14 protein-coding genes are annotated in these 13606 nt (G+C 65.3%); 11 read left to right on the forward strand and 3 right to left on the reverse strand.

What is annotated here, in order from left to right:
• The first annotated feature begins 131 nt into the window (after positions 1-131).
• Positions 132-323 (forward strand): hypothetical protein, encoded by a 192-nt coding sequence (locus M4578_RS22415; RefSeq protein WP_258095368.1) that lies wholly within the window; start codon positions 132-134, stop codon positions 321-323.
• Positions 324-378: 55 nt separating this feature from the next.
• Here M4578_RS22415 and M4578_RS22420 read toward each other — a convergent pair whose 3' ends face one another.
• The 3 genes from M4578_RS22420 to M4578_RS22430 form a co-directional block, all read right to left on the reverse strand.
• Positions 379-1080, reverse strand: a complete 702-nt coding sequence (locus M4578_RS22420) for a GntR family transcriptional regulator (protein WP_258095369.1) — start codon at positions 1078-1080, stop codon at positions 379-381.
• Positions 1081-1470: 390 nt separating this feature from the next.
• On the reverse strand, positions 1471-2751 hold the full coding sequence (locus M4578_RS22425) for an LLM class flavin-dependent oxidoreductase (protein ID WP_258095370.1): 1281 nt from the start codon (positions 2749-2751) through the stop codon (positions 1471-1473).
• Positions 2748-3521 carry a class II aldolase/adducin family protein gene (locus M4578_RS22430; protein WP_258095371.1) on the reverse strand — a complete coding sequence of 258 codons (774 nt, stop codon included), beginning with the start codon at positions 3519-3521 and terminating at the stop codon, positions 2748-2750. Before M4578_RS22430 ends, M4578_RS22425 begins: the two co-directional genes overlap by 4 nt.
• A 394-nt stretch (positions 3522-3915) precedes the next feature.
• Between M4578_RS22430 and M4578_RS22435 the strand changes: the two genes are divergently transcribed.
• The 10 genes from M4578_RS22435 to M4578_RS22480 all read left to right on the forward strand — a co-directional run bounded on the left by M4578_RS22435 (position 3916) and on the right by M4578_RS22480 (position 13585).
• Positions 3916-4698 carry an SDR family oxidoreductase gene (locus M4578_RS22435; protein ID WP_258095372.1) on the forward strand — a complete coding sequence of 261 codons (783 nt, stop codon included), beginning with the start codon at positions 3916-3918 and terminating at the stop codon, positions 4696-4698.
• The gene (locus tag M4578_RS22440) at positions 4698-5828 is read left to right on the forward strand and encodes a pyridoxal phosphate-dependent aminotransferase (protein WP_258095373.1); all 1131 of its coding nucleotides are present in this window, start codon (positions 4698-4700) and stop codon (positions 5826-5828) included. The genes M4578_RS22435 and M4578_RS22440 overlap by 1 nt, the downstream gene beginning before the upstream one ends.
• A 9-nt stretch (positions 5829-5837) precedes the next feature.
• Positions 5838-6716: an alpha/beta fold hydrolase gene (locus tag M4578_RS22445; protein WP_258095374.1), complete on the forward strand. Its 879-nt coding sequence runs from the start codon at positions 5838-5840 to the stop codon at positions 6714-6716.
• Positions 6717-6728: 12 nt separating this feature from the next.
• On the forward strand, positions 6729-8000 hold the full coding sequence (locus M4578_RS22450; RefSeq protein WP_258095375.1) for a M20 family metallo-hydrolase: 1272 nt from the start codon (positions 6729-6731) through the stop codon (positions 7998-8000).
• Positions 7997-8923, forward strand: a complete 927-nt coding sequence (locus M4578_RS22455) for a cupin domain-containing protein (protein ID WP_258095376.1) — start codon at positions 7997-7999, stop codon at positions 8921-8923. Before M4578_RS22450 ends, M4578_RS22455 begins: the two co-directional genes overlap by 4 nt.
• A gap of 94 nt (positions 8924-9017) precedes the next feature.
• On the forward strand, positions 9018-9815 hold the full coding sequence (locus tag M4578_RS22460; RefSeq protein ID WP_258095377.1) for an ABC transporter ATP-binding protein: 798 nt from the start codon (positions 9018-9020) through the stop codon (positions 9813-9815).
• A 64-nt stretch (positions 9816-9879) separates the two neighbouring features.
• Positions 9880-10896 carry an ABC transporter substrate-binding protein gene (locus M4578_RS22465; RefSeq protein ID WP_258095378.1) on the forward strand — a complete coding sequence of 339 codons (1017 nt, stop codon included), beginning with the start codon at positions 9880-9882 and terminating at the stop codon, positions 10894-10896.
• Complete coding sequence (locus M4578_RS22470) at positions 10893-11696, forward strand: ABC transporter permease (RefSeq protein ID WP_258095379.1); 804 nt, start codon at positions 10893-10895, stop codon at positions 11694-11696. The genes M4578_RS22465 and M4578_RS22470 overlap by 4 nt, the downstream gene beginning before the upstream one ends.
• Complete coding sequence (locus M4578_RS22475; RefSeq protein WP_258095380.1) at positions 11693-12454, forward strand: ABC transporter permease; 762 nt, start codon at positions 11693-11695, stop codon at positions 12452-12454. The genes M4578_RS22470 and M4578_RS22475 overlap by 4 nt, the downstream gene beginning before the upstream one ends.
• Positions 12455-12835: 381 nt before the next feature.
• The gene (locus M4578_RS22480; protein WP_258095381.1) at positions 12836-13585 is read left to right on the forward strand and encodes a sulfite exporter TauE/SafE family protein; all 750 of its coding nucleotides are present in this window, start codon (positions 12836-12838) and stop codon (positions 13583-13585) included.
• Positions 13586-13606 lie beyond the last annotated feature (21 nt).

Here is a 13606-nt window from a genome sequence, read left to right on the forward strand (position 1 = left end):
GGGCTGCTTGGGCATGATGGGGCTTCCTTCTTCGTCCCGCAAAGTCTATACCAAACCCCTCAGAGCGCGAGGTTTTTCAGACCTTCCTTAACGTAACGATCGAGTCGAACAACATTCGCACGAATATCGAAATGGCGCGCGATCTGGGCCTTGTCACAATCGCGTCCCGTCATCTTTGCCGCCTGGTCGATGGCGTTGACGAACTGACAATCAGTGGCAAGATGCCGATCCGGAAAACCTCGATGATCTTCCGGAAAGGCACCTACAAGACGCGGCTTTTACAGGCGTTCTGCACCCTCGCCCAACGTCGGATCGGCGCATGAGATCCCGTTCGAGCGGCCCCAGACAGCGGCGGAAGGTTTCCGCCTCTTTCTGACGTCATCCCAGCAGATGCGGCGGAATGGTCGCGATGAAGTCGGAGAGGTGATCCCCGAGCAAGCGCACATGTTCGCTGGCGGCCGACATCGCCTCATCGGGATCGCCCGCGTCGATGGCGTCGATGATCCGTTTGTGTTCGCTCAGGGTCGCCCGCATCTTGCCGGGCTGAAAGGTCACTTGCCGCCGATAAGGCGACAGGCGCAGACGCAGCGCGATGGTCTGATCGGCAAGGAAATGCGTATGCCCGGCCAGATAGAGAAGGTCGTGAAATTCCTCGTTGATGGCGTAAAATGCCTCGGGGTCGTTGTCGGCAAAGGCCTTCTCCAGCCGCGACTGGATTTCCAGCATCTGCTCTTTCTCCTCGCGGGAGGCGCGGCGCGCGGCGAGCCGGGCGCAAAGCCCTTCGAGCGCGGCCATCAGGTCGAACATCTCGATCAGCTTGGGGATCGACAGCGTCGCGACAAAGGTGCCCTGACGCCCGCGCACCTCGACCAGCCCGCTTGCCACCAGCCCTTTGATCGCCTCGCGAACCGGGGTGCGGGACACCGAAAAGCGCTTGGCGATCTCGGTTTCGTCAAGCCGTTCGCCGGGCTTCATCTCGCCGCTGACAATAAGCTGCTTGAGGTCTTCTTGCAGTTCTTCGGATCGCGTCGGCGGACGACGGCGCTCTTTCTCGGATCTGGTTTCGACGACTTGGCTCATGTCATGGGCTCCTGCATCAGGGCGCCGTCTGGAATGAACGGGGAGGAAATCATCCGGCAATATACCCATAAGCGTGTTGAAATATACATTTCTTCTCCCATCGCATTCATCTCAGCCCGTTCCAGATTGGTCAAGTTCAGAGCCGAAAAGTGGCAACAGCCAATGCAGGCCCTCGGTCTGAGGAAAATCGCCCGCGCCGCGGGCGGTTTCCGGGATATTGGACCAACGGGTGGCAGTCGCGGGTTGCACTCCCCTCGACCGTCTTCAGCAGCCGCAGCGGGACCGAAAGCCGTGGCACACGGTCGCAGGCGCGCCCGGTGTGTGGCAAGCGGGGCCTGCCGGCCTCGGTCGCCCGGACCGGGCCGGCCTGCGTATCGGCCGAGGGCCGCGTCACACGGGCAGTCCAAGCTTGTCGCGCAGCGTGCCCTCTGCATAGGCGGTCTTGTAGAGGCCGCGCTCCTGAAGGATCGGCAGCACCAGGTCGATAAAGTCGGTGAACCCCTCCATGAACCAGCCGGGCATGACGTTGAACCCGTCCGCCGCGCCGCTTTCGAACCACTCTTGCAGCGTGTCGGCGACCTGCTCGGCAGAGCCGCAAAGCACCCAGTGCCCGCGCGCCGCCGCGACCAGCGAATAGAGATCGCGCAGGGTCATGTTCTCGCGCTTGGCCTTGGAGAGCATCGCCTTGGCGAAGGCGTGATAGGCATCGTTCTCGCCAAGATCCGGGATCGGCCCGTCAAGATCGTGGCCGCTCAGATCGGTGTTGAACCGCTCCGACAGCATGCCGAGCGCGGTGTCGTCATCGACAAAGCTCATCAGGCGGCTGAGCTTGGCGCGGGCCTCTGCCTCGGTGCGCCCGACCACGGGCATCACCCCGGGCAGCACAACCAGATCGGTCTCGGCCCGGCCGTTCTTGGGCAGGCGCGCCTTGAGACCCGCATAGAATTCCGCCGCCTCGCCGCGATCCTGGGTCACGGTAAAGACCACATCGGCATGTTTCGCCGCCAGCTCCTGCCCCGCCTCGGATCCGCCGGCCTGAAGGATCAGCGGCCTTCCCTGCGGCGGGCGCGAGATGTTCACCGGCCCCTTCACCTTGAAGAACGTACCCTCGTGGTCGATGCTGTGGATCTTGCCGGTGTCGAAATAGGTGCCGCTCTCGGCATCCTTGACCAGCGCGCCGTCGTCCCACGCATCCCAGAGTTTCTTCACCACCTCGATGAACTCCGCCGACATCTCGTAGCGGCGGGTGTGATCGGGGTGCGTGGTGCCGAAATTCGCCGCCGCCTGCGGGTTGGAGGTGGTGACCGAGTTCCAGGCCGCGCGCCCGCCCGAGATATGATCGAGCGAGGCGAAGGCGCGTGCCAGCGTCCACGGATCGCCATAGGTGGTCGAGGAGGTCGCGCCCAAGCCCACATGGATCGTGTTCATGGCCACGGCGGAGAGCATCGTCATCGGTTCGAGCCGCGAACAGTAGGAGGGGTGCGCGGAGGGGTCGGCGTTGAGATTGTCGCCCATGAAGATCAGGTCGAACAGCCCACGCTCGGCCTCCCGGCAGATCGCGGTGATCTCGGCGATGCTCTCGAACCCGTCGACGGCGCCCGGCATCCGCCAGCCCGAGATATGGCTGCCGGTGCCGAGCAGGAACAGGCCGAGACGGATCTGCCGGCTCATGCGCGATAGCCCGGATCGACGCGGTCGAGATCGCGCATCAGTGCCGGCCATTCGCGCTCGCCGGGGATCATGATGTCGCCCTTCAGCTCCCAGAACTGCCGCGCCGCCTTTTCGCAGACATCGTGATCGGGGATCACCAGCGGAATGCCCGAGGCACAGGCGGCCTGCATCTGAAGCTGGATCTTGGCCGCGCGCTCGAAATAGTAGAGCAGCATAAAGGCCTCGCCCGCCGTGCGGCCCACGGTGAGAATGCCGTGATTGCGCATCAGCATCACCGGATTGTCGCCCAGATTGGCGACGATGCGCTGCTGCTCGGCCTCGTCGATGGCCACGCCCTCGTAATCGTGAAAGCCCTGCCGGTTGTAGAAGCGCATGGCGAATTGGCTCAGCGGCAGCAGCCCGTCGGGCTGTCCGGACACGGCGGTGGAGGCGTCGGAATGGGTGTGCAGCACGCAATGCGCCGTCTCAGAGGATTTGTGCACGGCGGCGTGGATCACGAAGGCCGCCTTGTTCACCGTGTACCCGGTCTCTTCGATGATGTCGCCGACGGTGTTGATCTTGACCAGAGACGAGGCGGTGATCTCGGAGAAGAGCAGCCCATAGGGGTTGATGAGGAACTGGTCCTTGCTGCCCGGCACCCGCATCGAAATGTGGTTGTAGATCAGATCGTCGAGTCCGAGCTTCGCCACCATGCGATAGGCGGCGGCGAGCGAGACGCGGGCTTCCCACTCTGCGTCGGAGTAGCGTTCGGGTTTGGGGTAATCGGTCATGTGGGTCCTTTCAGAAGATCGGCTCGTGATGCCGCTCATCGCGATGCCCTGCGTGACGTCCTTTTTCAGCAGGAGGAAGATCTGGGTCGGGGGAAGCGCTGCGAGGGAGCGGTTCCGGGTGATGCCGCGACTCAGATCCCAGTTTTGAGTATCCGTAAAGACGTACTTTGTATTCTTATAGAAGTTTTGTGGATTAAATTTGCGAGATGATGGTTTTTCAGGCGAAAACTGAGGATTCCTGCCCGTCTTGCAAGCATCAGGCGCAATTCCCCCCAAATTTCCGGAAAATTCTGCGAATGTTCTAGATTTTTCGCGCCGGGTGAAATTGGTCTATGGACAGGAAGACTTCAATCTGTATGCAAATACGAAAATAATGCATACAAAGGAGATTGCGATGAAACTCGACCTGTCCGGCAAGACCGCCCTGATCACGGGCGCCTCCAAGGGGATCGGCCATAGCTGCGCCCTGACCCTTGCCGAGGAGGGCTGCAACCTCCATCTCGCCGCGCGCAACGGCGAGGCGCTGGCGGCGCTCAAGGCTGAAATCGACGCCGAATTCGATGTCTCGGTGACGATTCACCCCGCCGATCTGAGCTCTGCCGAGGCGATGATCGCGCTCGATGCCGCCGCCGGCGACTACGACATCCTGATCAACAATGCGGGCGACATTCCCGCCGGTACGATCACCGACGTAAGCGACGAGGCGCTGCGCAGCGGCTTCGAACTCAAGGTCTTCGGCTACATCACCCTCTCGCGCCTGTTCTGGCAGAAGCGCAAGGGCAAGCCCGACAGCGTGATCATCAATGTCATCGGCAATTCGGGCGAGAACTGGGATGCCTCCTATTTCGCCGGCTCCACCGGCAACGCCTCGCTGATGTCCTTCACCAAGGCGCTCGGCGGCCGCTCGCTCGACGAGGGCATCCGCGTGGTCGGTGTGAACCCCGGCCCGGTGGACACCGACCGCATGTTCAAGATCATGAAGCGCAAGGCCATCGACATGCTCGGCGACGAAAGCCGCTGGGAAGAGCTCTACGAGAAATATCCCGGAAAACGCCCCGCAACCGCGCGCGAAGTGGCCGACCTCTGCGCCTTCCTCGCCTCGCCCCGGGCGGGCTATATCACCGGCACCGTGGTCACCATCGACGGCGGGATCTCGGCGCGCGGCTCGGTGATCTGATGAGCACGCTCGCTGTCCGGAACCGCTATTTCGACGACCTGTTCAACACGCCCGATCTGGCGTGGATGGGGCAGAACACCAATCACATCCCTGCTCATCCGGCGGTGACCGAGGCCATGGTCGCGTCGATCACCAAGGGCGAATACAACGCCTATGCCCCGCCGCTCGGCTTCGAGGATCTGCGCGCGGCGATTGTCGAGGATTTCGGCGTGACGGGGCTCGAGGCGCTGGTGACCGAGGGCGGCGTGAATGCGCTGTCGCTGGTCTGCCGGGCGCGCGCCAAGCCGGGCACCACGCTGGTCACCACCGATCCGACCTGGAAATGGCCCTGCCTCTTCGCCACCCAGCAGGGCGCCGAGGTGGTGCAGACGCCGATCTACGGCCCCGAGACCGATTACAAGCTGACGCCGGGGATGCTGCGCGAGTATATCGACGACCGCTGCGCCATCGTCTATCTGGTCGATCCGAACAACCCGCTCGGCGTGACCTACAGCGCCGAAGAGATCGCCGAATTTGCCGCCATCGCCAGGGAAAACGGCGCGCTTCTGGTGCATGACTGCACTTATCGCGATTTCGCCGAGGGGCATACGCCGGCGGTCTCGGTGGATACAGAAAACTGCATCTGCACCTTCAGCTTCTCCAAGTGGCTCGGCCTTGCCGGCATGCGGATCGGCGGGCTGCTCGCCCGCCCCGAGCTGATCGCCGAGTTTGCCGCCGTCTCGACCTCGGTGCTCGGCGGCTCGGTGGTCGCGCAGCGCGGCGCGCTGGCCGGGCTCAGGGTCAAATCCGAATGGATGGCCGAGGTGCGCCGCATCGACCGCGCCAACAAGGTCAAGATCAAGGAGGCCGCCGAGGCGCTCGGCATGTCGGTGCCGGTCTGGCCCTCGCATGGCAATTTCCTGGTGATCGAGACCGCCGCCACCGGCGTCACCCCCGAGGCCATCGTCGAGGCGGCGCGGCTCGACGGGGTGATGATCCGTCAGGGCGCCTATCACACCGAAGCCTTCGGCGACCGCTTCATCAAGGTCTCGACCACCGTGCCCGAGGCCTGGGCGGACAAGCTGGCATCCAAACTCGCGACGTATGTCGAGACGGCCAGGGGCCTGACCGACGTGCCCGCCCTGTTCTGAGAGGCGCCCATGTACGCGACAGCCAAGGACGGCACCAGGCTCTATTGCGAAACCGCGGGAGAGCGCGGCACGCCGATCCTCTTCATCCATGAATTCGGCGGCAACTACGACGCGTGGGAGCCGCAGATGAGCTATTTCGCGCGGCGCCACCGTTGCATCACCTATGCGGCGCGCGGCTATGCGCCGTCCGACATTCCGACCGATGTCGGGAAATATTCCCAGGCCATCGCCGTGGACGACGCGGTTGCGGTGCTGGATCACCTCGGCATCGAAAAGGCGCATATCGTCGGCCTCTCGATGGGCGGTTTCGCCACCGTGCATTTCGGCCTGACCTATCCCGAACGGGCGCTGTCGCTGACCGTGGCGGGCGCGGGCTATGGCTGCGAAAAGGAGACGGAGGCGTATTTCCGGGGCGTCTCGCTGACCGTGGCCGACAAGTTCGAGGCCGATCCCGTGGGCTTTGCCGAGATCTACGGGCGCGGCGCCAGCCGGGTGCAGTTCGAGAACAAGGATCCGCGCGAGCATCTGAAATTCGTCGCCCGGCTCGCCCGGCACGACAGCGTGGGAGCGGCCAATACCATGCGCGGCGTGCAGGCGCGGCGCCCCTCGTTCTGGGATCTCGAAGACGGGCTCAGGGCCTGCGATCTGCCGACGCTGATCATGGTCGGCGACGAGGACGACCATTGCCTGCAACCGGGCCTCTTTCTCAAGCGGACCATGCCCGCCTCCGGCCTGCTGGTGCTGCCCAAGACCGGGCACACGCTGAATCTCGAAGAGCCGGGCCTTTTCAACAGCCACCTCGCCGAGTTCCTCGCCATGGCCGAGGCCGGCGCCTGGGGCCGCCGCGACGCCCGCGCCGATCCCGGCCAGGTGATGCGGACCGACTGAGAGATGAGCCGGATGGACCTCCCCACGCCCCCCCTGCCCCGCATCGACGGCCCGCGCCTCTGGGCGCGGCTGATGGAGATGGCCGAGATCGGCGCGCGCACGGATGGCGGGGTCGACCGGCAGGCGCTTTCCGCCGAGGACCGCGCGGCGATGGCGCGGCTCATCGGCTGGGGCGAAGCGATCGGGCTGGTGCCGGGCTTCGACACGGCGGGCAATCTGTTCCTGACCCTGCCCGGTGCCGCCGAAGGCGCGCCGGTGCTGATCGGCTCGCATCTCGACAGCCAGCCGACCGGCGGGAAATTCGACGGCGCCTTCGGTGTGCTCGCCGCTTTCGAAGCGCTGGAGAGCCTGCACGATGCCGGGATCGTGCCGCCGCGCCCGATCACCCTCGTCGCCTGGATGAACGAGGAGGGCGGACGGTTCGCGCCCGGCATGATGGGCTCCGAGGTGTTCGCCGGCGGGCGCAGCCTCGCCCAGATCCGCGCGGCGACCGACAGCGAGGGCGTGAGCGTCGGCGCGGCGCTCGACCTGCTGGCGGAGCACTTCCCGCAGATCCCCCGTATCGCCCCCGGCTTTCCGCTTCACGCCTATATAGAGCCGCATATCGAACAGGCCGACCTGCTTGAGCGCGAGGGTCTGGTGATCGGCGCGGTGACCGGCATTCAGGGCAAGAAGACCTATGAGGTCACGCTTTCCGGACGCGAGGCGCATGCGGGCACGGAGCCCATGGCGCGCCGCGCCGATGCGGTGCAGGCCTTTGCCCGCGTCGCCCTAGCGATGCAGAATGCGGCCCTCGCGGCCGGGCCCGAGATCCGCTTCACCATCGGCCGTGTCGAGGTGCTGCCCAACGCCCCCTCGGTCGTGCCCGCGACGGTGCGGTTCCGCATCGACCTGCGCCACCCCGAAAACGCGGTGCTCGACCGGACCGGCACCGCGCTCGAAACCGCAGCAAAGGCCGGGGCCGCGCCCTGCACCGTGGAGATCACCCGCATGGTCGACGCCCCGGCCAACGGCTTCTCGCCGGCTCTGCGCCGGGCCATTCTCGACAGTGCCGCCACGCGCGGCTTGCCCGCCACCGAACTGCTTTCCGCCGCCGGGCATGACGCACGGCATATCGCGCCGCTTGCGCCCTCGGCGATGATCTTTATCCCATGCCGGGGCGGGCTCAGCCATCACCCGGACGAATGGGCGGAGCCAGACCATGTGGCCGCCGGTGCGCAGGTGCTTCTCGACACCTGCCTGCACGCAGCCCGCGCCACGCCAGACACAGGAGATCTCGCATGACGATCAACGATATGGCCGAAATGCCGGTGCAGCAGCCGCGCGCACCAAAGACCGAGGCCGAAGCGCGCGGGCGCTATTTCAACTCGGGCAACGCCTTCAACATCAAGCTGCCGCCAGTGCCGCCGCGTATCCTGCGCGACGAGCCGGCAAAGGCGATGGCCAAGAATGCGACCGGCTGGGTGCTCTGCGATCTCTCGCAAGAGCTCGGCTGCCCCTTCCCCGCCACCACGCCGCTGATGCTGGCGCGCTATGCGACGGTGCTCGCGGGCGACAGTCTCGACACCACGCTGACCTGCACCGCCTCGATCTGGTACGTGATCGAGGGCAGCGCGACCGCCTATGTCGGCGAGGAAACGGCGGCGCTCGGCAAGGGCGATGTCTTCCTGCTGCCGGGCGGTGTCGAAAGCCGCATCGAGGCGTCGGAGACGGCGGTGTTCTGGGCGGTGGGCAACGATCCGCAGCTCGCCTTCGAAAAGGCCGCGCCGATCACCGGCGCAGAGGCCGCCACCGGCTTCGTGCATTTCCCCGCCACCGAAATCGAGCATCAGCTCGATCTGGTCTATCAGCGCGACGCCAACGACACGACCTCGGGCCACGCGCTGATCTTCTCGGCGGCGCAGACCGAGGCCAGCCGCAATATCGCGCCGACGCTGACCCTGTCGCTCAACACGCTCAAGCCGCACAGTTTCCAACCGCCGCACAAGCACAACTCGGCGGCGCTCACCCTCGCTGTGGCGGGCGATCCGGCCTATTCGATGGTCGACGAGCAGAAATGCGACTGGAGCCCCTGGGCCACGCTGCTGACCCCGCCGGCGGCCAAGCACAGCCACCATAATGACGGCGACAGCCGCGCCGAATTCCTGATCGTCCAGGATGGCGGCTTTTATTACCACGCCCGCACGATGGGGTTCGAGTTCTACTGATGCGCCAAAGCGCCGCCGCCTTCTTCCGCATGCTCGAAAGGGCCCCGACCACATGAACATGCCAATGACCCACCCTCGCACGATGGAGCCCGCCATGACCCCCGCAGAAGAGCCGATCCTCGATCTTCGCAAGTTCTCGAAGACCTTTGGCGAGGTGCAGGCGCTCGACGGGGTGGAGCTGACGGTGCAGCCCGGAGAGTTCGTCACGGTCGTCGGCCCCTCGGGTTGCGGCAAGTCCACGCTGTTCAACATCGTCGCCGGGCTCGAAGAGCCCGACGCCGGTTCGGTGATGCGCTTCGAGGGCCAGTCGGTGCATGCCAAACAACTGCTCGGCAAGGTCTCGTTCATGCCGCAGCGCGACCTGCTGCTCGCCTGGCGCAACGTGATCGACAACGCCATCCTGCCGCTGGAGATCGAGGGCGCGAACCGGGCTGAGGCACGGGCCGAGGCGCAGCGGATGCTGCCCGAATTCGGTCTCGCGGGTTTTGCCGACAAGTATCCGCACGAGCTGTCGGGCGGCATGCGCCAGCGCGTCGCGCTGATGCGGACCTTCATGTTCAAGCGCGACCTGATGCTGCTCGACGAGCCCTTCGGCGCGCTCGACGCGCTGACCCGGACGATGATGCAGCGCTGGCTGCTCGAGGTCTGGCAGAAACACAAGCGCACCGTGCTGTTCATCACCCACGATGTCGACGAGGCGATCTTCCTCGGCGACAAGGTGCTGGTCATGACCGCCCGCCCCGGCGCGATCAAGCTGGAGCGCAAGGTCGATCTGCCGCGCCCGCGCAGCGCCGATCTGGTCACCGCCCCCGAGTTCATCTCCCTCAAGCGCGAGCTGCTCGACGCGATCGAGGAAGAGAGCATGAAGACCTTTGGCCCCTCCTCCCACTGAACCCCGGGCCAAGCAACCGAGCCCGGCCAAACCGGGCCTCATCCCCAACAAGGAGTATACTCCCATGAAAAGACGTTCTTTCCTCTCCACGCTCGGTCTCGCCGCCTCGGTCGCCATGTTTGGCGCCCCGGCGGTCCAGGCGGCCGATCTCGAAACCGTGTCGCTGCGCCTGAAATGGCTGCCGCAGGCCCAGTTCGTCGGCTTCTACATGGCCAAGGCCAAGGGCTATTACGAGGAAGAGGGCCTCGATCTGACGATCAATCCCGGCGGCCCGAACCTGCTGACCGAAAACCTCGTGGCCACCAATGCCGATACCTTCGGCCTCTCGGGCGGCACCGACTCCGTCTTCGCGGCCATCGAGAAGGGCCTGCCGATCACATGTATCGGCATCGCGCATCAGGAAACGCCCTTCGTCTTCGTCTCCAAGGCCGACGGCCCGGTGCAGGAGATCGGCGATTTCCAGGACGCCTCGATCACCACCTGGTTCACCGGCGCGAACTATGTGCTGTTCGGCATGCTGGCGGCCAACGGTCTCGACCGGTCGACCATGAACATCCAGCCGCAACAGGTTTCGGTCACGCCCTTTGTCGACGGTCAGGTCGATGTGGTCACCGCCACCCGCTATAACGAGTTCTACACACTGATGCAGCGCGTCGGCGAAGACAATCTCAAGCGCTTCGTGCCCGAGGATTACGGCGTCTCCTTCCCGCGCGACACACTGATCGTCGGCAACGATTTCGCCGCCGCGCATCCCGATCTCGTGCAGGGCTTTGTGCGCGCCTCGGTCAAGGGCTGGCTCGATGCCTTCGCCGACAAGGAAGCGGCCATCGACCTGATCCTGAAAGAGGCGCCGACCCTCGAACGTCCGCATCAGGAATTCATGCTCGACGAGATCGAGAAGATCATGCTTGCCGGTGCCGCCGGCGAGGAGGGTCTCTTCACCATCGACATGGACGCGGTGTCGAGCGCGCATCAGATCCTGGTGGATTACGAGGTTCTGGGCGGGCCCATCGACCTCGACAGCGCCTTCGACAGCCAGTTCGTCGACGCGATCCCGTCGGCCGAGCGTCTGCCGGAATGACGGTTCAGGCCAATATGGCGGGCGCTTCGCCCGTGGCACGGCGCTTCGGCGCCGTGCTTCCCTTGCTGAAGGGGGTCGCGGCGCTGGCCGCCGTGCTGCTTGCGGTGGAACTCATCGTGATCCTTTTCGGCATCCGCCCCTATGTGCTGCCGCGCCCGAGCGCGGTGATCGAGGCGATCCTGCGCACCCCCGCCGCCTATCGCGACGCGATCATCCGCACCGGGCTGGAAACGCTGATGGGCTTCGGCGCCGGCGCGCTTTTCGGGATCTGGATCGGCATCGCCTTCTCGCGGCTGCGTTTCCTGCGCGAGACCGTCTTTCCGATCTTCATCGTCTCGCAGACCATCCCGGTCATCGCCTTCGGCGCGCTGGTGGTCATGTGGTTCGGCAACACGATCCTCGCCAAAGCCGTCATCGTTTTTTATCTGACCTTCTTTCCGGTCACCGTGAACGCGCTTCTGGGCATGCGCGCGGTGGACGAAAAGCAGGTACAGCTTCTGCGCAGCTTCGGCGCCTCGGAGCGCGAGATCATGCGCAAACTGCGCTTTCCCACCGCCCTGCCCCACATCTTTGTCGCGCTGCGCATCGCCTCGGCGCTTGGCCTCGCCGGGGCCGTGGTCGGCGAATGGTTCGGCGACACCACCGGGCTCGGCGTGCTGCTGCTTCAGGGCATGTATGCCGAGAACATGGTCGCGATCTGGGCCAGCATCCTGTGCTCGGCGGTTCTGGGCGTGGCCTTCTTCAGCGCCATCGGCCTCGCCGAGAAACGCATTGTCTTCTGGGGAGGCGAAAGCACATGAGCGACGATCCCATGGCCCCCTCGCAGCAGGCGCTGGCGCGCGGCATCTTTGGCGGGCTGGCCCTCTTCGCGATCTGGGAACTGGTCGCCCGGTTGTTCGAGCTGCCGAGCTACATCCTGCCCGCCGTCTCCGAGATCCTCGCCCGGCTCTGGACCGCCCGCGTCGCGCTTGGCGAGGCGGCGGCCTACACGCTGGGCGAATCCGTTGCCGGCTACCTGCTCGGCGGCGCGGTCGGCATCGGCCTGGCGCTGGCGATCACCCTCGTGCCGCCGCTGCGCAAGATCATCGTGCCCGCCGCCACGGCAGTGAACTCGGTGCCGGTGGTGGCGTTTTCGCCGCTGATCCTGCTGTGGTTCGGCATGGGCGTCAGCTCCAAGATCGTCATGGTCGCCGTGGCGGTGAGCTTCACCATGTTCGTCTCGGCACTCGCCGGCTTCGACCGGGTGGACGAGCGCTCGGTCAACCTGATGCGCAGCTTCGGCGCCAGCCGCGCCGCGATCCTGTGGAAACTGCGCCTGCCCACCGCGCTGCCGCTGATCCTGTCGGGCATGCGCCTGTCGACCGTGCGCAGCCTGATCGTCGCTATCGTGACCGAGATGCTCGGCGCCTATGGCGGGCTTGGCTGGGTGATCTATCAAGCGGTGATCGTCATCGACTTCGTGCAGGTCTGGGCCGCGATCTTTGTCGCCTCCATCGCCAGCCTCGGCTTCTTCGGAATCGTCGCGCTTCTGGAGCGCAAGCTGGTGTTCTGGCGCTAGGGTGCGGACTGAGGGGCCCGGTGGGGCACCTTCCGGATGGGTCTGGGCGGCGCGCTGTCGCGTCGTGAGGCGTGAGTTGACGCCCGGCCCATCACACATCGGAACTGCGCGGGATCGCGGGCTTTGCGGAGCCGTAGCGCTCATCTCCAGCGCAATGTATGAAGTTTGACAATAGAGAATAGATTCGCATAACTTGACGATCGCCTGCCTGCGCAGGGCTTTTCAGGGAAGCGGGATTGTAGATGGCGGTGAGAACAGCATGCTGCGGGTCGAGTGCTCCGCCACAGTCGGCCCCTCCCGCGCTTGTTTGCGCGGCTGGCGGGGATCGCGGGCCATCGGGCAGGAATGCGCCGCGGCGTCTCTCCGGAAAGGCGGGCTGAGATGGATATGCAGTTCTGGCTCACCGCCATTGTCGCGGTCGCTTTTTCGGGCCTCGCCAAAGGCGGGTTCGCCGGGGTCGGCATGCTGGCCACGCCGCTGCTGTCGCTGGTCGTGCCGCCGCTTCAGGCGGCCTCCATCGTGCTGCCGATCCTGGTCGCGCAGGATCTCGTGGCATGCGTGATCTACCGCAAACAGGTGGACTGGACGATCCTGCGCCCGATGCTGCCCGGCGCCGTCGCGGGCATCGCGGTCGGCTATCTCTTTGCCGCGCGCGTGCCGGAAGGCATCCTTACGATCACCCTGGGAATTATCTCGGCGCTGTTCGCGCTGCGCGGGCTGATCCGCATGTGGCGCAAGCACGACGGGCGGATGGCGCCGCATGCCGGGCTGGCCGCGCTGGCGGGCGCCGGGGCCGGGGTCACCAGCATGATTTCTCATGCCGGGGCGCCGCCCTTCCAGATGTATGTGCTGCCGCTGCGCCTGCCGCGCGACACGTTTGTCGGCTGCACGGTCTATTTCTTCTGCATCGTGAACCTGGTGAAGCTGCCGCCCTTCCTTCTGCTCGGGCAATACGACACGCAGGTGGTTCACATCGTGATGATCCTGCTGCCCTGGGCTTTTGTCGCCTCGCTCTGCGGCGTCTGGCTGGTGCGCCGCACCGATCCCGTCCGCTTCGAGCGGATCATCCTGATCCTGCTGGGGCTGGTCGGCCTGATGCTCATCCGCAACGGGGTGGCGGGGCTCGCCTGACCCGTAGCGGGGCCGTTGGCG

This window comes from Salipiger pentaromativorans (assembly GCF_024721115.1).
Classification (GTDB): Bacteria; Pseudomonadota; Alphaproteobacteria; order Rhodobacterales; family Rhodobacteraceae; genus Salipiger; species Salipiger pentaromativorans.